A 21,796-nucleotide genomic window follows, 5' to 3' on the forward strand; every position below is an offset into this window, starting at 1 on the left:
CGCCCGGCTCTTGCAAGAACCTGGCTGACCTGTCCAACGGTGTCAGAATCGCAGGAACTGCAACCCGTGGCCCTGCGGTAATGCCTCGGTTTCGGCCGGAATGACGGCCAGGCCATCCGCTTGCGCCAGCAACGCGATCCGACCGCTATAGGACGGCGCCATCAGGCGCAATCGAGGGGCGCCATCGGGTGACGTGCCCTCGATCATGACGGGGCGATATTCCTGACGGCCGGCGCGACGTTCCAGCGGCTCGGCCAGAACCGCCTGTTCCGGCGTGCGCGGAGCGTGGTGCAGACCGGCCCGGCGCGCCATCATATGCGATCCGATAATCTGCCATGTCACGTAGGCCGAGACCGGATTGCCCGGCAGCCCGACATAGAGCGCATCGCCCCGGCGGCCGAACATGATTGGTTTGCCCGGCTTCATCGCAACCTTCATCACTTCGGTCTGGCCACCGATTTCGACAAACAGGCGCGGCATGTGGTCTTCTTCACCAACCGATACGCCGCCCGTCGTAACGATCAGATCAGAGGAATCACAGGTCGCGCGCAACACCTGCTCCAACCGCTCGGGATCATCTTCAACCGGGCCCTTGTCGGTCAGGTCGATCCACGGTTTGTCCAGCAGCGCGCGCAGCATGTAGCGATTTGAGTTGTAAATTTGACCGGGGCCCAAAGCCTCGCCCGGCTGGCGCAACTCGCTGCCGGTCGAGAAGATCGTGACCTTGAGCTTGCGACATACTCTGACCTCGCCATACCCGGCCGAGGCCAGCGCGGCAGCCTCGCGCGCGGTGATCTCACATCCGCGCCGCAAGATCGGTGCACCGGCTTTCAGGTCCTCGCCCGCACGGCGGATATGCTGACCAGGCTCAGGACGGCGCGTAAAACGGATACCGTCAGCGGTGGTCTCGCAATCTTCCTGCATCAGAACGGCATCAAAATCCGCTGGCACCAGAGCGCCGGTGAAAATCCGCAGCGCGGCACCTGCGGGCGCATCATGGGCACCACTGTCACCTGCGGCCACACGCCCGGCGACCGGCAAGTCAAACGTCGGACCATCGCCCAGTTCCGTCGTTCGCACCGCATAGCCATCCATGGCCGAGTTATCAAAGGCGGGCATGTCCACTTTGCTGGTGCAGTCCTCGGCCAGCACCCGGCCGATGGCGTCGATCAGCGGCAGCGTCTCGGTACCGGCAACCGGATCGGACACGGCCAGACCCCGGGTCAGAGCTTCGGACACCGTCAAATACATTTGAGCGTGCCGGTCGCAGGCGCATCCATCAGCCATTTTGATCCTCCAATTGTTCGAACAGCTCTTCAAACCCGGCCCGTTCGGCCTCACCCAATTTCGGCAGGTAGGCGCGTGCCTCTTCCAGGTTCGAGCTGGGGTCACCCACAATCAGCAACATCACCATGCCATGCCGCCCATGCACACGGCAACGGATGCCATAGACGCCCTCTTTTTCAAAGGTCAGGTCCATCTCGGGCTTGCCGCGAATCTCGAACGCGCGCGCACCCACAGGGATCATACGAATGATCGAGGTCACCGTATGCCGCCCCGTCGAGCCTTTGAAACGGACGGTCGATCCGGCCGGTACCTGCAGCAGCTTCGGCTCAAACCGAAAGGCATGGGCCGGAGTATCTGCGTTGAGGTCTATGATCTGGTGCACTACGGCGACCTCAGGGAGGTCCTCGGCCTGTGCGGCGGGGGCAAAGACCATCGCCCCCGCAATAATCGCTGCACTCAATTTCAGCGAAATCTTCATTTGTCTCTCCGGGTTCAGGCCTCTTGCGAGGGATTCCCCAGCAGATCGGCCAGCGCGCTGATCATCACCGGCCACTGAGCGCGACGGTCATCGTCGCGCAGCCCGGTCAGCAATTCGCGCCCAATGGACACCACCGCCGGGGAGCTGTCATTGACATAGGTCACGATTCGCTGCTCGGGGTTGGCCAGCAGGAAGTGCACGATGGACTCTCCCGCCTGATGCGGCGCCATCTCGGACAGCAGCCGCATTGCCGCCTGACGCACCGGGGCCGATTCATCATCGAGCTGGCTGCGCGCGACGTCCGGGGTGCCATCCCATCTGGTCAGGATGTGCATGGCGTCGATACGGAACGGGGTATCCCCGGTTTTCAACATCGCCCGCAGCTTGCCGCGCAACGCGTCTTGCGGCGGTAGCTTCGCCTGTTGCAGCAGTTTCAGGGCTTGCAGCGAAAGGGCAGAATCCGTGTGCGACAGGCCCTGGGTGATCAGATCGACAAGCTGGCGTTCATCCAGTTCCGAGCCGTGATGCGCCACGGCGACGCCCAACGCCGCAAAGGCTTGCTGGGCGACCTCGGTCTCGGGGTCATCGGCGATCTGTGCCAACATGATCTGCATGCCCTTCACCTCACCCAGCAGGCGTATGGCGGACATGCGGGCTTCACGTTCCAGCGCCTCAGCATCGTCATCCAGCGCAACGCGGCGACGTTTGGGGTGGCGGGTCGCCTTTGCCAACAATGACTGTTCGCGTGGGCTCAGGGGCTGGACTTCGTCCTCCTCGGCCTCCTGTGTCATCTCGGCGGCAATGGCATCATGGCCAAGGATCGCGCCAAGGCTGGAGGTCGGGCCGTTTTCGCCCCCCTCGGACACGTCCAGCCCCACCCCTTCCAACGCGGCGATGTCGGTTCGCGGCGACTCTACGAGCTGTTCTTCCGAATCCGAAATCGGGGCTAAAGCAATGGACAGCAGCAATTCGCGACCTTGCTGCAGGTTCACATGCGGGCGGTCCGCATCAGTGACGATCATTGCCAGAGAGGCCACGGCCTTCAGCCGCACCGACCGGAAAGGTGAACGGCAGGCGCGCTGCAACCACTCCGCTGCCTCGCGCAATGGCGAGGTCGCCAGCGCATCGACAATGGCCCATTGGGTGCGCTCGGCCTTTGGGTCGTCGACGTCAACCAAGAACAGCGCATTCAGGCGATCCGCCACAAGCTCGGGTGCCAGTGCCGCCAGCAAGCCCAATGCCTGTGCCGAAACCTCGGGCCGGTGGCCGGTGGCAAGGAAATCCAGCACCTGCCAGCGCAGGTCCTCCTGATCCGCAATCGGCGTGGTTCGGTCCAGACGTTCAATCAGCGCCAGTTGCACCTTGGCTCCGGGGTCGCGCATCATGCGATCCAACAGTTCGGGCTCCGAAAAACCAGGCAGGTTCAGCGCCGCGATGCGAATCTCTTCTACCGCGTCGGTAAGCGCCTGTTCGACCAATGCCGGATCGTTCGGCATAAGTGCCTCATAGGCGATCAGGCGCACGGCGCCGTCCTTGTCGGTGACGGCCTTGCGAAGAATGGCTTCGGCTTCGACGCCACCAATCGTCGCCAGCGTCCCTAGGGCGCGATGGCGCAGGCGGCGGTTCGAAGATTGCGTGAAAACGCCCAAGGTCGGGACCGAGGCCTCACCGATCCGGCCCAGCGCTTCACAGGCCACATCACCCAGTTCCTGCCCGTCTTCGTCCATCAGAGCCATAACGATGGGTTCAATCGCCGCCGAGTCGCCCATCTGGCCCAAAGCCTTGATCGCGGCGATCTGAGTGTCGAGCCAGTCGTCCCATTCGTCTTGATGCAGTTCGTCCTCGTCCCACGTGATCTCATCCCCGCGCCCGGTGACCAGAGTGCGCAGGTAGGGCGCGGCGTCTTCGGCCTTTAACTCGGCCAAGGCGGTAACGCAGGCGAGCTTCACCTCGCCACAGGGATCGTGGATCAGGTTTTCCAGCAGTTGCGGCGCGGCGTCTTGCACGCCCAGCGCGCCCAATGCCTGGGCGGCGTCTTGCCGGACGTCTTCGTCGTCGTCCAGCAGCGCCTCGACCAGGGCCGGGTTGTTCTTTGCGCCGATTGCGGTCAGCGCCTGAATGGCGCGCAGGCGGATCACGTCATATTCGGATTTTGCGTATTCGGAAAACAGGCCGGTGGCCTCATTGCGCAATGCGGTATCGGAATGCATGTTCATATCAAGCTGCCATGTTTGCGGTTGGACGGGTTGGGTGAAGTGGAAGGCAGGTTTCCCAACCGATACCTGCCTTCCAATGAGCCGGGGGTGCCCGACCCAAGGTCCCTTCTGCAGTGGGACCGAACCCGGAGGGCGGCATGGCGTCCGCCCCCCGGAAAGCTGTCATCAGGCGATGTCGCGCGGTGCAAAGGACATCGTTCGAAACGAGGTCTTGTAGGGGCTCGGCCCCAGCTTGCGTAGCTTGGCAACGCCCATCTTGTAGTTGTAGTTGCCGCTGATCCAGTCGACGATCCGGCCCTCAAGCGCGTTGGCGGGCTGCTGCATGTGCAGGAAGTCCATGTAGACAACGCTTTTCTTGATGGCGGGCGTGACCATGGCCACGGCGGTGATCGCCGCTTTGGTCAGTTCGATATGCCCGTTCTCCATCAGTTTCGAGAACTGGAAGTCATCGCCTTCCACACCCAGCAACGTGTGCTTGTTGCCCGGAACGCGTTCCGAGTACACCATCACATAGTCGCCGCTTTCGATACCGCGTTCGGCCGCATCGTCAGGGTGAATCTCGACCCAGTTTTCCGGCCAGCGCTGCACGATATACGGGCGGCGGCGGTCATCGAATCCGGACTGCCAGCGTTCGTTGATCCGGCCGGATGTGGCCCAAAGCTCGCCTTCGGCCTTGTTTGGTTTCAGCCATTCCCAATAGTCCGAGAACAGGCCCCAGGGCGATTTCTGGATGTTGCACTTGCCGGTCTGGCTGTTGAAATGCGTCAGTTTCTTGTTGAACACATCCTTACCTGCGGCGCCGGTATCGGGCAGCGTACGGGTTGTGTCGTGCAGACGCTTGGTTTCAATCAACGTGACCCCGTCGGCATCCAGCATGACCGGGCACTGCACACCATCGGTGCCAAACTCACGGACCTTCTGGTGCAGGCCTTTTCCTTCCTTCTTAGCCAGACGGTAGACCGCATGGAAGTCCTTGCGCGAGCCACGGGTGAAGCGCACGGCCTCCTCCGCGACCTCGTTCGAGTTCTGCCAGTCGAACCCGTCAAAGCCCATGCGCCGTGCCAGTTGCGCAATGATCCACCAGTCGGGCTTGGCCGCACCGGGGGCATCATAGAACTTTTGATACAGGCGCAGGCGGCGTTCGCCATTGGCGCGCAGGAAGTCCTCTTCGCCCCAGGTTGCTGCCGGGAATACGATGTCGGCGTATCGGTTGCCGATCGGGTCCTGCAGATAGATGTCTTGATTGATCACCACCATGCCGCCACTGTCGGCGCGCGCCTTCAGCGTATCGATCATCTCTTGCTTGTCGAAAGAGGCGATCTGATGCGGGTTGCGGACGGTGAGCTCCTCGAACTTGTCGGCCAGTTGCTGCGATCCGCACATGGACTGGATCCATGTGGTGCCAATCACGTGGGCCATGCGGGTATGACCTGCGATCAGATATCGGTCGGTATCCATGGCGCGGCGGCGGCGACCCGGCAGTTTCTCGGGCGATTTGTTGCGCGGGTACTTCCCGCCCTTCACGCCGCCCCGCTGGTGACCACCGGCCCGGCCGATGACCTGACCTGGACGACCGCCACAGCCACAGATGATGCCCAGCGCGGAGATCGCCTGTGTGTTGCCGGTGTTGTTCGACCAGTAGAACCCTTTCTCGATCATGATCGAGGTTTTCGGGCGCGAGCCGTCCTCCTTGGGTTTGGCAAGCCATTCGGCAGCCGTATAGATCTTTTGCACATCGATCTCGGCCATGGCCGCGGCGGTTTCAGGCGCGAATTCGTCCTGCGACAGCAGCCACTCTTTCCAGTCCTCGAAGCCTTTGGTCTGGAACTTGCCCCAGGTCGTGCGCCACTGCCAGGGCGTGTTCCGGGTGCCCTGACCGAAGCCGGACGAGCTTTCCCACTTGTTGTTGACCCATTTCTGAATCCAGTCGCTGTCTTCCCAGCCGTTTTCCACGATGACGCGGGCAATGGCGTTGACGACCAGCAGGTCGGTACCGGGCAGTACGTCGATATGCAGACCGCCCATCTTTTCCGCATGGGCCACACCGGCGGACCGTCGCGGGATCAGATAGATCTCTTTCTGACCGTTCTGCATGCCCTTCATCATCCACTGGGTATAGAGGATGGTCTTGGTCTCATACGGGTCGGTGCCGCAGACCAGCAAGGTTTCCGCGTCGCGCCAGTCTTCATAGGACGGTCCGAAGTTATCGAAACCCGCATCCCGGAAACCGGGTGTCGATGTCACGTCGGACGGCGTGTCGTGGAAGGTGAAGTTCGCAGTGTTGATATGGCGCAGCGCGTATTTCGAGATCGCATAGGTGTTCTCGATATACTGGTAGCTGAAGGTTTTCACACCATAGGCATTGGTGCCGTGTTTGGCGATGACGTGGTTGCCCACCTCGGCCGCCACATCCAGCGCCAGATCCCACGGGACCGGCATCAGCGTGCCATAGATCCGCATCAGCGGCGTCTTCAGGCGGTCGCGTGTCGGCGTCTGCGGGTTATAGCATTTCTGTGCAATACACCCGCCCCGCAAAGAGCTGTCGCCGTCGGTATTGACGGTCTGGTTGTCCTTGTCCGGGATGATCACCACGTGATGCGGCTGGCCCTTGTGCAGCACGATATTGTGCTGGTTCGGAGCCACCCATGCACCCAAGGGGGCAACGGGGAAATCCTCGCCAAATGCGTTTTCATCCGCGCCGGGACCGCCCGACTTGGCTGTCACAGGCCAGCGATAGACTTTGTAACCGCAGGCCACGATGCAATAGTCGCAGGCGGTCGAGATGACCTCGGCGCCCTTGGGCGGCAGCGGGACGTTGGTTTCGGGTACGTAGTACGGGGTTGCCATGATACCGTCTCCCCTTATGCAATCAGGTTGTCGTAACGGCCGTAGATCAGGCCGAACATGCCAACGGCGTAGATGTCATCGCCATCCAGTTCCAAAAGGACCTGCGGCAGCGACTGGTAGGCCTGCCCCGAAACGAGGATGCCGTGCCGTGTCACGTCATAGGTGGACAGGTGCAGCGGGCATGGGCCCAGCACCTTGTGATCCGGCTTGTAACTGTCAAACATCGACCCGCCCTGGTGGGTGCAGGTGAGGTTGAAGGCCACAACGTCCCGCTGCGGACCGATGCCGCCGCCGCTTTCCACGCCGGTCTTGACCAGGATCGAGTCCGAATAGTCGCCCTCATCCGGATAATAGAACTCGACCGGGACATCCTGCTCTAACTCAGAGAGCTTGCCGATCAGCTTGCGCGGATAGGTGGAGACCAAGGCGGGAACCTGTTCGGCCTGACCGTGGCGGGTGGGCATGGCCACCATCACGGCAAAGGTCGTGGCACCCGAGGCGAACAGGAACTGGCGGCGGTTCACGGTGCAGGCCTTTTTGGCCTCACCCGAACAGCTGCATCCGGTTGCGTTATGATCTGTCATGACGCTTACTCCTCTGTGGCAGCCGCTGGAAGCGGCTGGTAATCCGGCAGGTCGGGTTCCTCGATCAGGATCTCCTCGCCGGACAGGGATTTCAGGAAGGCCACCAGATCCGATTTCTCCTGGTCATTCAGACCAAGGGGTTGGATCAGCGGGGATTTGTTATCCGAGAACTCATTCTCGCCGCCGCCCTGGTTGTAGAATTCAACCACATCCTCGAGCGTCGCCAACATGCCGTTATGCATGTAGGGTTCGGTATAGAGAGTGTAACGCAGGGACGGTGTGCGGAACTTGCCCTTGTCGGCCTTTTCCTTGGTGCGGAAATAGAAGCCAGGGTCGTCCTTGGTGTGGCGATACATCTCTTCGGTCGAGCCTTTGGCATAAAGCTCGTACCGGAAAGTAATCTGCGCCAGACCATCATCTTCCCAGCCGCTATATGGCGGAACGCCGGTGTTGTAGTATTTCTCATCCGACAGCAGCGCGCCGTTGTGGCATTCGGAACATTGCGCCTTGCCAGTGAACAGCTCCAGCCCGCGTTTTTGTTCTTCGGTTAGCGCCGCATCATCTCCGCGCAGATAGTTGTCGAAGGGCGTGTCGGTCTGAACGATGGTGCGTTCAAACGCAGCGATGGCCCGCCATGCGTTACCGACGCGCGGCCACTGATCGCCGAAGACATCGTTGAAGCGTTCGACATATTCGGGGACGAAGGCCAGACGGGCCTCCATCATGTCAGCCTCGCCGTTCCCTGCGACCGCGCCGCCTGCGGCGGATTTGGCCTGGCTTTCAAGGCTTTTGCTTGAGCCCGCCCAGAACAGCTTGCCGTAATAGGCCGAATTCACGATGGTCTGACTATTGCGCCAGTGGGTCGTGCCCGGATAGCCAAATGAAATCGGCGCCTCGACATCCCACCCGATATAGGGATTGTGACAGGCCGAGCAGGGCGTCGACGGGTTGCCCCCCAGACGCGGATCGAAGAAGAGCATTTTGCCAAGTTCGATCTTGGCGTCGGTCTGCGGGTTGTCCAGTGGGACGGGCGGCTCGCCCAGCGCCACCAGAGGCGCATCCGGGTCAGGGTCTGCCCCGCCGATACCGGCCTCAATCTCCATACTGGTTTCCGCAATGGCCTGCGAACCAAGGACGGCAAACAGGGCAGCGGTGGCGATAGTGCCTTTGAAGTAAGACAAAAGGTCTTTCATGGGTCCACTCCTCAGTTTGTCGCGTCTTGCCAGTTCTCGATCGGCGCATAGTCCGTATCGATACCCTCGGCGACGAAGTCCGGGCCAGTCAGCGGATTGCCGGAAAGCGCTTTGAGGAAGGCCACCAGCTGAGCTTGCTCGGTCTCGTTCAGCTTCAGCGGTTTGATACGCGGATCCTTGTTTTCATCGTCACCACCACCAGCGTTATAGAAGGCCACGACGTCCTCAAGCGTCGCCAGCGTACCGTTGTGCATATACGGCGCGGTATAGGTCAGCTCACGCAGCGTGGGGGTCATGAAGGTGCCGAAAGTGTCGGCGGTGTGGGTGCGGATATACGCTCCGGGATCGGCGCGCAGGTTTATGTAGTTCGCAACGCCAAGAAATTTCATCATGGTCACAAAGGTGATGTGCCGTTCCGGAGTTGCCCAGATATCGGGATTGTCGCCAACACCGATATTGTGCGGCTGGTCGTCCGTGAACCGCTCGCCCGAGTGGCAGGAGTTACAGCCACTGGCATTGAACAGCTCATAGCCCGCTTTGGCCTCTTCGGACATCTCACCGGTGTCGAACGGCGCGCCGCGCGAGATCAATGTTTTCAGGTATTCCGGAATCGCGTTGCGGACACCACCGTTCGAAGGCTCGCCAAATCCGGCGGCTTCGAACATCTCGACATAGACCGGGTCCTGCTTGATGCGTTCCTGCATCAGGCGCATGTCCATGTTCATCGAATAGGTTTCGGTGATGCTTTCGCGGGTCACGTCGTTGAGGTTGGTACCGATGCGCCCGTCATGGAACCACGCCGCGCGTTTGGCGCTGTTGATCAGCGTTGGCACATTGCGGAAATGCAGGCTGCCCGCGTAAGCGTCCGACAGGGCCTGCCCGTCGGTGAAACCGTAATCCGGCTGGTGACAGCTGGCGCAGGACAGCTCGGTATCGCCAGATAGTCTTGGATCAAAAAACAATCGTTTGCCAAGGGCCGCCTTGGCTGGGTCGAACTCTATGGCTTCTACCGGGCCCGGCTCATTCGCCTGGGCCTGGTGAACCGGGACTGCAACGCCCATCGTCAGCAGCGAAACTGTCGATAGCGCCGAGAACCATGTTCTGGCTTTGGTCATCATCTGAAAGCCCCTTTTTCGCTATTCCGATCTCACGGTTGGCCGCGGACCAGCTACACGAACCATAAGGGGCAGTTGTTTCGTAGTGATTTGATACAGGTTAAGGTCTGTGAAATGATGTTAAATTTTGTAACGAAACGCCCAGAGCCGACGCACGGATGATCCGTGCAAGGTCCTGAACCTCAACGGGTTTCTGAACACGGATCGTGGAGTCGTTCGCATCCGGAGTATCAGCGTCGTCGAAATAGCTGCTGACCAGGATCGTCGGCACTCCGGGACGCAGGGATCGGGTCGCGCTGATCAGGTCAGTACCCTTCAGACCCGACATCATCAGGTCAGTGACGATGACATCATAGCTGTCCGGTGCCGCGCGGAATGCCTCCAACGCCCGCTGCGGATCAGAATATGCCTCGACTCGATAGCCATAACGGGTCAGCAATCGGCGCGTGACATACAGGACGTTTTCATCGTCATCGACCAACAGAACATGTTCATCCCCGGCCACCGCGCGAAGCTCGGCCTGCTGTTCGCGGCTGAGTGCGGGCATCATCGGGTAGAACAGGCTGAACCGGGTGCCCTTGCCGGGTTCCGAGTGTAGCTCAACCCGGCCATGGGATTCCTCGACACTGTTATGCACGATGGTCAGCCCCAGGCCGGTGCCCTTGCCCACCGGTTTGGTCGAGAAGAACGGCTCGAACACCTTTTGCTGTACCTCGTCGCTCATTCCAGGCCCGGTGTCTGTGACATCCAGACGGATCACACCGATCGCCTCGTCTGGCAAGTCATCGAGCGCATTGTCATCCACCCGGCTGATCTTCAGCACCACCTCGCCGTGCTGATCGCCCATCGCCTCGAACGCGTTGTGGCACAGGTTCAGCAGGGTCTGGAAAAACAGGGTGGTGTCGAAATCGGAAAAGGCCGCGTCGATCTCAATGTCAAAGCGGGTCTCAATGCTGGGCGGGGCAGAAACCTTGATCAGCTCCAGCGCCTCTTGCGTGGCTTTCACCAGATCACCGCGCTGCGGGTTGCGTGGGCGCTGGCGAGCAAAGGTCAGCATCTTGCGCACCAGCGCCTGCGCCCGTCGCGCCGCAATCCGGATGTGGCTGACCGAGGTTTGGACATCCTCGTTCCCGTCGGCATCCAGTTCGATCAGATCGGCGTTGCCGATCACGCTCATCAGCACGTTGTTGAAATCATGCGCGACCGAGCCGGCCAGAATGCTGACGGCCTCCATCTTCTGCACCTGGGCGAATTGTTCGCGGGTGCGACGGGTTTCGGTAATGTCTTCTCCGATACCGATGTAATGCGTGACCGAGCCGTTCTGATCCACCAGCGGGAAAATGGCCGTGGAAACCCAGTAATGCGTGCCATCCTTGCGCAGGTTCCGGAACACGCCATACCAGCTTTGGCCCTGTTTCAGACGCCCCATCAAGTCCTTGTAGACCCCCTGCCCGGAATAGCCCGATTGCAGCATCTTGGGCGTGTGGCCATAGACCTCGTCTGCCGTGTACCCGCTGAGATCAAAGAACTTGCGATTGGCGTATTCGATATTCAGATCGGTATCGGTGATCAGGATCGAAGTCGGGCTTTGCTCCACCGCGCGGGCCAGTTTGCGTTCGGCCAGTTCAACCTGCTCGCGCAATGTCAGCTCGGCCTTCAGACGTCTGTTGGTACGCAGGATGTTGGCGATCAGCAAGGTGGTCAGAATGGCGACCACCCCGACAAGAACGATCAGCCCGACCAGCAGAACCGAGAAGTTGCGCACCAGCCGCTCGCCATCCGAAAACGCCCGCACCATGCCCGAGAGGCTGCGATCCCGCTCTTCGACCCACAGGTTTTCAAGCGCCGCCAAAGCCGCCAGCGCGCCACTGTCATCGACCCGGACACGGGTGTCGATCTGTTCAGCGGTCTGGCCTGCGGCGATACCCTCCTCGATCAGGGGTATATTGCCGGTATATTCCAGGGCAACGTCTTCGATCTGCCGCAAGGCGTCCAGTTCCACCTGCGACGGGCCCGAATTGCGATAGGCCTGAATCGTGCCCAACAGGCGGGTCGATTGCTGACGCAGAACCGGGCCATAACTCGGGTCCTGCCGCAACACGTAGTTCTTGAAGTTGTGAATCAGACCGCCATAGCCGAAATCCGCACGGATGTCGGAAATCCAGTAACCGCGCGGCGTGGTTTCCACCGAATAGCTGTGCCAGGCCTGCCGCATATCGCCAATGCGGTTTCCTGTTTCGCGCGACATGTAAAGGAACACAGACAGGATGATCGCAAGCGCGATGCCGATTGCAAAGGCTACGGCAAGCGACCGCCTTGGATAACCCTCGACCACTTGGGGGACGTCTTTCATGCCTGCACCCTGACCTGAAAAGCCTTCAGGCTTAGGGTGTGTCATGAATTGTGCAGCCGCACCACTTGTATTGGTGCCGCAGGGGTTTAGTTCGGCCCCTCTGTTTCAGCCAATCCGTTCACATCAGCCGTGAAATCGGCCAGCATCGGAAGGTAGCTATCCCCGCGCCCCGAGGCCTCCATTGCCGCAAATGCATTTCGCAGCACGGCCTGCACAGGGGTCACGGCACCCACATCGTTGGCAAGGTTCGCCAGATACCGCATGTCCTTATGCGCATTGGTGATAGTGAACCTGTGAGCGTTTGCATCTCGTTCCAGCGTCCACTTCATGAAGGTTTCATAGAACCCGTTCGACAACCGGCCGGGGCGGATCACAGAATCCACCTGCTCCGCACTTAGCCCGGACTTGCGGGCGACAGCCAGCGCCTCGGAATATAGCGTGGCGTATCCCAGCGAGATGAAGTTGTTGATCAGCTTCATTTTGTGACCCAACCCAACGTCGCCCATGTGTACGACCAGACCGGCCCAGCAGTCGAGAATAGGCTTGATGCGCTCGAAGGTCTCCGGCGCGGCGCCGACCATGGCGTCCAGAGTGCCAGCCTCGGCCTCTTTTGGAGTGCGGCCAAGAGGCGCATCAGCCAGATCCATGCCAGCGGCCCGAAGATCTGCAGCCAGCCGCAATGTTGAGACCGGGTCGGAGGTCGAGCAATCCACCACGATCAACCCGGCCTTAGCCGACGCGAGAATCCCGTCATCTGACCGGACCAGTTGTTCAACCTGAGGGCTGCCGGATACACACAGATGGATGATGTCACATTGTTCGGCCATCTGTTTTGGCGAGGTGACCTCGGTCGCACCACGTTGCACCAAATCGTCAACCGGTTGGCGATTTCGGTGCCCCATGACGACAAGAGGATAACCATGTTCAAGGATATTTTTCGCCATGCCATGCCCCATCAGGCCGACGCCGATGAAACCGATAACGGGTATTTCCATAATGTGTCCCTTTCCTATGTCATGGCTGCATTTTCACCGATATTCTCAATACCGAACCCCGTCGCCCCACTTGTGGTGGTGACAACCACTTGCCAAGGGCAACGGGATCAATGTTTCGTGACTTCTGGGCAGAGCGCAGCAGGGTTAAGATCCCGCCCCGGAAGCACCGGCACTGAGCTAAAAATCAAGACCGATATCAATGGTGCGATAGGAATGGGTCAGCGCGCCGGACGAGATATAGTCCACACCGGTCGCCGCGACGGCGGCCACCGTGTCACGGCTGATATTGCCCGAAGCTTCAGTCACGATCCGGCCGTCCACCAGCGCAACAGCATCTCTCAGCATCTCAGGCGGCATGTTGTCCAGCAACACCACATCGGCACCGCCGATCTCAAGCACTTCGGCCAGCTGGTCCAGCGTGTCCACCTCGATCTCGACCTTCATCATATGCGAGGCGCGGGCCTTGGTGGCCTCAAGCACCGCCCGCACGCCACCGGCGGCTGCGATGTGGTTGTCCTTGATCAGGATCGCATCTGACAGCGAGAATCGATGGTTGAAACCGCCGCCATGCTGGACGGCCTGTTTCTCGAAAATGCGCAGGCCGGGCGTCGTCTTGCGGGTACAGGTAATGCGCGTTTTGGTGCCTCTGGTTTCACCTACCAGTGCAGCCGTCGCCGTCGCCACACCGGTCATGCGCCCGGCAAAGTTCAACGCCACTCTCTCGCCCGACAGGATCGACGCGGCACTGCCTTTGATCTCCATCAGCGTATCACCTTTGACGCACCGCTGACCGTCGGCAAGATGGGTCGTGACCTGCAGCAACGGATCGACCAGACGGAACGCCAGCGCGGCCACTTGCATGCCGGAAACCACCGCATCCTCACGCGCGTTCAGCCGGGCGTTATAGGTGGCATCTGCCGGGATCACGGTCAACGTAGTGACATCACCATTGGCCCCCAGATCTTCCATCAGCGCGGACCGGACCATGGGTTCAAGGATCATGTCGGGCAAAGCCGGATAATTCATGCTGCGTCCTTTGCAATGCGGTCCCGCAGGGCCATCGCCTGAGTCAGTGTCAGGGCCGAACGCTGGCCGGGGCCGGGAATAAGGTCAGGGAAATCGGATCGGTAGTGCGCACCGCGGCTTTCCTCGCGCAACAAAGCGGCAGCGGCGATCAAAGTGGCGGTGGCGGTCATGTTGAGGAACACTGCGGACTCGGAGTGTTTGTCTTCAAGCATAGCTATTTGTGTCAAGGCACGGCGCAGGCCTTGTTCGTCGCGCACCACACCGACATGTTCGGTCATGGTGCGACGCAAGGCGGCCACATCCTGATCCAACGCGGTTTCATCACCCGAGATCAATTGGGCATCAACCTCGGGCGCGTCCCGCGTGGTCACCACATCCGCAATGTCCCGCGCGCAGGAGCGGGCAAAAACCAGTGCCTCAAGCAACCCATTGGAAGCCAGGCGATTGGCCCCGTGCAATCCGGTCGAAGCCGCCTCACCACAGACCCAAAGCCCGGTCATGGAACTGCGTCCCGCCAGATCTGTCTCGACCCCGCCCATATGGTAGTGCGCCGAGGCGGTTACTGGGATCGGGTCGCGCGCTGGATCAACGCCATTGCGCAGACAGGCTTCAGTCACTGCGGGGAATTGGGACGCAATTTCCGCCCCGATAGCATCGCGGGTGTCCAAGGCGGGTCGTTTTCCCACCTGCGCCTGCAGGTAGACGGCGCGGGCAACTGTATCGCGCGGGGCCAGTTCAGCGTCGGGGTGGATATCAGGCATGAACCGATGGCCGTCGCGGTCGATCAGAACGGCGCCTTCGCCGCGAAGGGCCTCGGTCGCCAACGGGGTCGGGTCTTCTCCGACATCAATCGCGGTGGGGTGAAACTGCACAAACTCGGCATCAGCGATCCGCGCGCCGGCACGGGCGGCCATGCCGATCCCTTGCCCCCGGATACGCGCCGGATTGGTGGTTTGGGCATAGAGGCCAGACGACCCGCCGGTGGCCAGGACATGCGCTGCCCCACGCAACAGAACGGTTGGCGCCGTGGCCGTATCTGCGTTGGTCAGATAAACACCAGTGACCTTCGTTCCGTCGCTTTCCAGCCCAACGGCCTGCGCGCCTTCGATCACCTGAACCGAAGGCGTCTGGCGCAATTCCTCGATCAGCGCGCGCATGATCTCGGACCCGGCCTGATCGCCCTTGACCCGCACCACCCGCGCCGCCGAATGCGCTGCCTCACGCGATTGCACAAAGCCACCGTCGGCGGTGCGGTCGAACCCGGTTCCGAGGTCGGACAGGTCGAGAATATGCTCTGGCGCGGCTTTGGTGACGAACTCGGCCACCTCGCGCAGGACCGACCCAGCGCCTGCGCGCATGGTGTCCTCGGCGTGGGCTTCGGGGCTGTCTGTCCGCGCCATCGCCGCCGCGACACCGCCCTGCGCCCAGGCCGAGCTTGCGCCTGAGCCCAGCGGTTCGGGCGAGATCATCACAACCGGACACGGGGCCAGCTTCAGTGCGGTGTAAACCGCCGCCAGCCCGGCCCCGATGATGACCACACGCGGCGTCTCAACGGTCTGCATGTCGTCGATCAAATACCCAATTGTCGCGAGAGGTCGATCATGCGCTGAACCGAAAGGCGCGCCTTGTCTGCCACGTCCGCATCAACCTCGACCTGTCCGGTCATGGTATCCAAAGCGAACAGCACCTTTTCCAGCGTGATCTTCTTCATGTAGGGGCACATGTTGCAGGGGCCGACAAACTCGACCTCGGGCAGTTCATCGGCAATGTTGGATGCCATCGAACATTCAGTGATCAGCAGCGCCTTTTCCGGTTTTTCATCGGTGACGTATTTGATGATGCCGCTGGTCGAGCCCGAGAAATCCGCCTCGGCCACAACGTCCGGTGGACATTCGGGGTGAGCGATCAGCCGCGTGCCCGGGTTCCATTCGCGGAAATCGCGCAGGTCGCGGGCCGAATACTGTTCGTGCACGATGCACGAGCCTTCCCACCAGACCACATTCTTCTGTGGTACATCGCGGGCCACGTTCTGGGCCAGATACTGGTCGGGGGTCATGATAACGGTGTCGCTGTCCTGCGCGGCAACGATCTGTGCCGCGTTGGACGAGGTACAGCAGATGTCAGAGGCCGCTTTGACCTCAGCCGTGGTGTTCACATAGGACACAACGGGCGCACCGGGGTAGCGGCGACGCATTTCCTCGATGCCTTCAGCGGTGATCGATTCCGCCAGCGAGCACCCGGCCTCCATATCCGGCATCAGCACGGTTTTCTGCGGGCTAAGGATCTTGGAGGTCTCGGCCATGAAATGCACGCCGCATTGCACGATTACATCCGCCTCGACCTCGGTCGCCTTGATCGCCAGTTGCAGGCTGTCGCCACCGAAGTCGGAAATGCCATGGTAAATCTCGGGCGTCATATAGTTATGACCCAGAATAACGGCGTTGCGCTCGGCCTTCAGATCATTGATAGCCTTCACATAGGGCGCATAGATCGCCCAATCCACGGGCGAGACCACGCGGGACATGCGGTCGTAGATTTCGCTCATGCTTGCAGCAAGCTCGGGCGACGGGGCCAGGTCATACTTTTCGGAGAGATGCGCGCGCTGCGCGGGTAGGTCGAACACGGGACTGTTTTTCTGCCTGATTGACTCGTGACGCTTTTCATATGGTGTTTGTGGCGAATTTACCACCACCCAGATCAGAAGAATGTTCTGATAATGTTGGCGCCGGAAGAATTATCTTGCTGAACCACACAATTTTCAGCCCTCACTCTAATACCCGGCAATGGCGGTAATGATCACCGCGACCACCTTTCCGACTCACTGCGGATCAGAGGCATCCTGATTGGGATGCAAGAATCGACCTCTGTTATTGTCAAACCCGCAGCCCGACGCGTTGAAGAATTCTGCGGACAGGGCCGGACCGTCCGAATGGGCTTCGGCAAAGGTCAGGCTCCACATTGTCACAGCCAGTTTGCTTTCCGCATAGACTTCCCTCACCTCGGGCCGCTTTGGGCATGTCATTGCAGCCAGATCAACGGGCGCTTACTGGGCAAACTGTGGTCGTTGACGACAGCAATCACTTCGATTGAGATTTTATACGGAGTCAGAACCTGCTCTGACATCGGCGTAGCATTGGCTCCAACGAGCATGCAATTCTACGCGCTCTCGGCTCATTCCTGCCATTGGTCATCAGTTGTTAATGCTGCGCAGCAGCTTGTCGAACCTGCTGTGCGCTGCTGGTGCGAAATCCAATGTCAGCTGAATTCACAATCTGCGGTCACAACTGACCTTTGCCTTTTTGTATTCGGAGCATTCATCGAAAAGGAATGCGCCAACCTCAGGGGCGGGTTACGACAAAGTTCGGTACTATCCCTGCCTTTTTGATCGCTGCTTCAACATCATGCCCTGCAAAGAACCCAAATCCTGAGATCAGCGCCGAAATTATGCCGGCATTGCGTGCGCCCAGAATGTCGGTGTGCAGGCTGTCGCCAACCATCAGAACTCGCGACTTGTCGATGTGCCCGAGGCGTTGGAAAGCAAGATCATAGATGTTGCCGAAAGGCTTTCCAAAGAACTGAGGGGCGACACCCGTCCGGTCTGCCAGCCGGTGCGCAAAAAGACCGGGCTCTTTGGAAAATCCGTACTCGCGAGGAGCAACAATATCAGGGTTGCCGACCATTACCGGGCGGGGACGCTCTCGCAAGGCGGACTCCAACATGGCTTGACGCGTTTCAGTCCAAACCGCTGACCCGATCATCAGAAACCCGTCGACGGTTTCGTAGGGCTTCGGATCATCCTCCAGATAAGTGAGTTTCAACCCCTCCAAATCGCGAAGACCGGCGCTGGGGGTCGCCATCAATCCCCAATGCAACCCACTTTTACCGTTTAGCTCTGACAGCAACGTGGCCCGGCTGGTGATCACGTCCTGTGGCGCAAAATCGTATCCAAGCCTAGTATATTTCTCCAAAAGAGCGGCGTGCGGAAACCCTGCGGCATTTGACACAACCATAACACGCTTGCCGGCGGCTTTCAGTGACCTTACCCGATCTGGTGTATCTGGGATCGCCGTATCACCAATATTGAGAACTCCGAAGGCGTCGAGAAGGAACACGTCGAACTCATGAGCTATGTCCTCTAGTGTCTCGGCGTGACGATAGTTCACTTCAGTCGTTCTGTTTTCCGGAAGGCGATGTCGCACGGCCTCGTAGGCATTAAAAGCCTCTTGCGCAGAGAACCCGGTCAAATGATGGCTCCTCGTACTTTCGCCGAAACCCATTCACTGATCATGACCGCAACAAGAATTACAATAAGGATCAGGCTGACTTGCGGCCAGGCCAGAACGTTGAGCGAAGCCGACAATTGCAACCCGATACCTCCCGCTCCAACCAGCCCGAGCACCGTGGATTCGCGGATGTTGATATCCCAACGGAAGACGGCAATGCCGGCGAAAGCGGGCAGGATTTGCGGAACGATTCCGTAAGCCATAACCTGCCAGCGTGAAGCTCCGGTCGCCGTGATTGCTTCGACCTGCGTGTGATCAATTTCCTCAATCGCTTCGTAAAGAAGCTTTGCGCAAAACCCGATGGAACGGATGGCGATTGCTATGACACCGGCAAAGACGCCGGGACCAATAATCGCGATCAGAAGAAGCGCCCAGATCAACGAGTTGATTGAGCGGGTCGAAACGATGACCAACAGGGCAATGGGCCGGATGAACAAGGCCGATGGCGTGGTGTTGCGGGCCGCCAAAAAGGCAACCGGCACTGCCATGCACAGGGCGATGATCGTACCCAATGTAGCGATGTTCAGAGTATCCCAAATCGGGCGGCCCAGTTGGGTGATGTAGTCCCACTTAGGAGGCGTTGCACGGGTCCAGATATCGTTGGCGATGCGGGGCGCATCCCAGACGAAAAACCAAGTCGTCGATTCCGATATGAGTTGCCAGCAGTAAACAAATATCGCCACGCCCAACAGCCAGCCGAACCAGCGAACCAGACTCTGGCCCGTCGTCCGCCGACGCCAGATTTGCGTATCGTCGCGTTCAAGCACCGGCATTACTGAACCCTCGCCCGGATAACTCCCGAAAGGTATTCAAGTGCCATGACGATCCCGATGATAAGGATTAGAATGGCAGCTGCTGTGTCGTATTCATAACGATCAAACGCAGTGTTCAATGTTGCACCGATACCGCCTGCCCCCACGAGCCCAAGAATTGCGCTTTCTCGGAAATTGATGTCAATCCGATACATGGAAAGCCCCACAAGTCGCGGCATCACCTGTGGCTGAACGCCATAGTTGATCCATTGTGGCCAACGTGCGCCTGAGGCTTTGATCGCCTCGGCCTGCACCTTGTCCATGGCTTCGATATCTTCGGCCAGAAGTTTGGACAGAAACCCGATGGTGGCGAAGGAAAGCGTCAGAAATCCGGCCAGCGGGCCAAAGCCAAAGATAGCTACAAGCAAAATGGCGACGATGATCTCTTGCAAAGCCCGGCTTATCGCAACAATGCCTCGACAAATCATGTAGATTGGCAGTGGGGCGATATTGCGTGCTGCGCCCAATCCAATCGGGATTGAAATCAGGATGCCCACGACCGACGCGGCCACGGTCATCACGATACTCTCCAGAAGGCCGCTCCAAATATCTGACCACCGCGAAATGAAGTCCGGGCTGGTAAACGCGAGTACAAATGCCCATCCCCGGTCCAGCCCTTCATAGACCCGGCCCCAGTCAACATCGATGGTCATGAAAGCCGCAATCAGGTAGGCGAGAAAGCCAAGGATCAATGCCCAACGGAGCAATGGGTTTTTGACAAAGGCAGGCTTACGCCAGCCTTTTCCAAGCATGTCGTCTAACTCTCGATGGCTCATTCCGCAGCCTCGACATCTTCATCTTCGTCGACTTTTTCGATGGTCGCTTCCCAGTCCTCTTCCCCATAGATTTCGGTCAGCTTCTCGGGGGTAAGGCCTGTTGGAAGACCATCATAAACGATTTCGCCAAAGCGGAGGCCCACGACGCGCGGAACGAACATTTGGGCAAGCGCCACATCATGGATATTGATAATGGCCGCCAGTCCGCGTTCCTGACACAGCTCGGTGATCAGGCGCATAATCTGGCGACTGGTCTTTGGGTCCAGCGATGCAGTCGGCTCATCGACCAGCAACAGTTTCGGGTTTTGAATCAAGGCGCGGCAGATGCCGACCCTTTGGCGTTGACCACCCGACAGTTCATCTGCCCGTTTGTCAGCCATGTGCAACAACCCCACCCGATCAAGCAGGCGGAAAGCCTCGTCAACGTCCGATTGCGGATATCGCCGCAGGAAACTGCGCCAGAATCCAACATATCCCAGCCGTCCCGACAATACGTTTTCCATCACCGTGAGGCGTTCGACCAAGGCATATTCCTGAAAGATCATGCCCATTTCGCGGCGCGCTTTTCGTAAAGCGCCCGATCCGAGTTTGGTCAGGTCCACGTCACCCAAAAGGACACCACCGCTTGTGGGTTCAACCAACCGGTTAATGCACCGGATCATGGTCGATTTGCCCGCGCCTGAAGGACCAATCAACGCAAGCACCTGCCCCTTGGGAACCTCCAAATCAACCGCTTTCAGCGCCTGATCCCCGGTCTTGTATGTTTTTGTTAGCTCCTGAAGACGCAGCATAAATTGTCCCTGTATAGGCTGTAGGCGGGCCGTTCAGGCCCGCCGATTATCCTTGTGTCACTGGCAAGCGTAGGAAACGCCATTTGCTGCGTCGATCTTGCGAATGACATCCCAGAAATCTTTGTAGTTCATTTCAATAAACTGAGCCTCGTTGGACTTAGAGAACTCTGCTTGAAGTGCTGTTCCTTCCCAGTCGAATGTGAAAAACGCTTCTCTGATTTTGTCCTGAAGATCAGGCGGAAGGTTGTAAACGGTACCAAAGCCAGTGGTTGGGAAGGTCTGCGATTTGTAGATAGACACGATCTGATCAGCATCGATCACGTCCCTAGCGATCATCCGTTTCATGACAGAATTGGCCACCGCACCTGCAGGATAATCTTTATTTGCAACGCCCAGCACAGTGTTGTCGTGCTTACCCGAGAAGACCGGTTCAAAATCACGATCCGCAACCATGTCATAGTCGCCCTTCAGGATGGCAGAGGGTGCCTTGAACCCAGAATTTGACGTAGGTGACGAGAATGCAAGCTTACCGCCCTTAATGTCTTCAACCGCCTCGACCCCTGATCCCGGAAAAGTAATCAACTCCATCTCATAGCCGAAATGTCCGTCTTCCGAAGCCATGATCGTGAATGGCCGGAACCCCGCGCAGTTTACAGCCAGCGGGTTCGATCCAGTATTGAAACCAGAGATATGCAAACGGCCGGACCGCATAGCTTCGATCTGTGCTGCGTTCGATTGAACCGGAAATATCTCGGCCTTTTTACCGGTAACTTCTTCAAGATGGTCGATGAATTCCACCCATGCGTCCCGATAAACCGCCGGGTCCTCGACCGGAGTATAAGCAAAGATCAACGTGTCGGGATCAATCCACTCACTAGGATCAGTAGGAATATCCGCGATCAGATCTCCGTCGGCGTCACAAAAACGCTCGTCCAAATCACCGCGCGGACAATCCTGCGCCGACACCGTCCCACTCAGCGACATGAGCGCAATTGCGGATGCCCCAACCAATAGTTTGAAATCGACCTTCATGTTTTCCT

Annotated in this window: 18 protein-coding genes; all 18 read right to left on the reverse strand. The window is 59.1% G+C overall.

Annotated elements, in window-relative coordinates:
• Positions 1-42: 42 nt before the first annotated feature.
• On the reverse strand, positions 43-1,287 hold the full coding sequence (locus tag ACR0IM_RS19655; protein WP_480682947.1) for a molybdopterin molybdotransferase MoeA: 1,245 nt from the start codon (positions 1,285-1,287) through the stop codon (positions 43-45).
• Positions 1,280-1,765, reverse strand: a complete 486-nt coding sequence (locus tag ACR0IM_RS19660; protein WP_480682948.1) for a plastocyanin/azurin family copper-binding protein — start codon at positions 1,763-1,765, stop codon at positions 1,280-1,282. Before ACR0IM_RS19660 ends, ACR0IM_RS19655 begins: the two co-directional genes overlap by 8 nt.
• A gap of 14 nt (positions 1,766-1,779) precedes the next feature.
• Entirely contained in the window at positions 1,780-3,975 is a 2,196-nt protein-coding gene (locus ACR0IM_RS19665) for a HEAT repeat domain-containing protein (RefSeq protein ID WP_480682949.1), read from the reverse strand.
• 171 nt (positions 3,976-4,146) lie between these two features.
• On the reverse strand, positions 4,147-6,828 hold the full coding sequence (locus ACR0IM_RS19670; protein ID WP_480682950.1) for an arsenate reductase (azurin) large subunit: 2,682 nt from the start codon (positions 6,826-6,828) through the stop codon (positions 4,147-4,149).
• Between the two features lie 14 nt (positions 6,829-6,842).
• On the reverse strand, positions 6,843-7,412 hold the full coding sequence (locus ACR0IM_RS19675; RefSeq protein ID WP_480594717.1) for an arsenate reductase (azurin) small subunit: 570 nt from the start codon (positions 7,410-7,412) through the stop codon (positions 6,843-6,845).
• Positions 7,413-7,417: 5 nt separating this feature from the next.
• Positions 7,418-8,605: a cytochrome-c peroxidase gene (locus tag ACR0IM_RS19680; RefSeq protein ID WP_480682951.1), complete on the reverse strand. Its 1,188-nt coding sequence runs from the start codon at positions 8,603-8,605 to the stop codon at positions 7,418-7,420.
• 11 nt (positions 8,606-8,616) lie between these two features.
• Positions 8,617-9,723 carry a cytochrome-c peroxidase gene (locus ACR0IM_RS19685; RefSeq protein WP_480682952.1) on the reverse strand — a complete coding sequence of 369 codons (1,107 nt, stop codon included), beginning with the start codon at positions 9,721-9,723 and terminating at the stop codon, positions 8,617-8,619.
• A gap of 97 nt (positions 9,724-9,820) precedes the next feature.
• The gene (locus tag ACR0IM_RS19690; protein WP_480682953.1) at positions 9,821-12,073 is read right to left on the reverse strand and encodes a hybrid sensor histidine kinase/response regulator; all 2,253 of its coding nucleotides are present in this window, start codon (positions 12,071-12,073) and stop codon (positions 9,821-9,823) included.
• A gap of 86 nt (positions 12,074-12,159) precedes the next feature.
• Positions 12,160-13,068 (reverse strand): NAD(P)-dependent oxidoreductase, encoded by a 909-nt coding sequence (locus ACR0IM_RS19695; protein ID WP_480682954.1) that lies wholly within the window; start codon positions 13,066-13,068, stop codon positions 12,160-12,162.
• A 177-nt stretch (positions 13,069-13,245) separates the two neighbouring features.
• Positions 13,246-14,094: a carboxylating nicotinate-nucleotide diphosphorylase gene (gene nadC, locus ACR0IM_RS19700; protein WP_480682955.1), complete on the reverse strand. Its 849-nt coding sequence runs from the start codon at positions 14,092-14,094 to the stop codon at positions 13,246-13,248.
• Entirely contained in the window at positions 14,091-15,656 is a 1,566-nt protein-coding gene (locus tag ACR0IM_RS19705; RefSeq protein ID WP_480682956.1) for an L-aspartate oxidase, read from the reverse strand. The genes nadC and ACR0IM_RS19705 overlap by 4 nt, the downstream gene beginning before the upstream one ends.
• Before the next feature lie 8 nt (positions 15,657-15,664).
• Positions 15,665-16,717: a quinolinate synthase NadA gene (gene nadA / locus ACR0IM_RS19710; protein WP_480594724.1), complete on the reverse strand. Its 1,053-nt coding sequence runs from the start codon at positions 16,715-16,717 to the stop codon at positions 15,665-15,667.
• 195 nt (positions 16,718-16,912) lie between these two features.
• Positions 16,913-17,092: a hypothetical protein gene (locus ACR0IM_RS19715; RefSeq protein ID WP_480594725.1), complete on the reverse strand. Its 180-nt coding sequence runs from the start codon at positions 17,090-17,092 to the stop codon at positions 16,913-16,915.
• Positions 17,093-17,432: 340 nt separating this feature from the next.
• Positions 17,433-18,371: an HAD-IIA family hydrolase gene (locus ACR0IM_RS19720; RefSeq protein ID WP_480642014.1), complete on the reverse strand. Its 939-nt coding sequence runs from the start codon at positions 18,369-18,371 to the stop codon at positions 17,433-17,435.
• The gene (gene phnE, locus ACR0IM_RS19725; RefSeq protein ID WP_480642013.1) at positions 18,335-19,150 is read right to left on the reverse strand and encodes a phosphonate ABC transporter, permease protein PhnE; all 816 of its coding nucleotides are present in this window, start codon (positions 19,148-19,150) and stop codon (positions 18,335-18,337) included. The genes ACR0IM_RS19720 and phnE (ACR0IM_RS19725) overlap by 37 nt, the downstream gene beginning before the upstream one ends.
• Positions 19,150-19,965, reverse strand: a complete 816-nt coding sequence (gene phnE, locus ACR0IM_RS19730) for a phosphonate ABC transporter, permease protein PhnE (protein WP_480642012.1) — start codon at positions 19,963-19,965, stop codon at positions 19,150-19,152. The genes phnE (ACR0IM_RS19725) and phnE (ACR0IM_RS19730) overlap by 1 nt, the downstream gene beginning before the upstream one ends.
• On the reverse strand, positions 19,962-20,756 hold the full coding sequence (gene phnC, locus ACR0IM_RS19735; RefSeq protein ID WP_480682957.1) for a phosphonate ABC transporter ATP-binding protein: 795 nt from the start codon (positions 20,754-20,756) through the stop codon (positions 19,962-19,964). The genes phnE (ACR0IM_RS19730) and phnC overlap by 4 nt, the downstream gene beginning before the upstream one ends.
• Before the next feature lie 57 nt (positions 20,757-20,813).
• A complete protein-coding gene (gene phnD, locus ACR0IM_RS19740; protein ID WP_480642011.1) occupies positions 20,814-21,788 on the reverse strand; it encodes a phosphate/phosphite/phosphonate ABC transporter substrate-binding protein in 975 nt (324 codons plus the stop codon).
• Positions 21,789-21,796 lie beyond the last annotated feature (8 nt).

This window comes from Ruegeria sp. BF6, assembly GCF_056538665.1.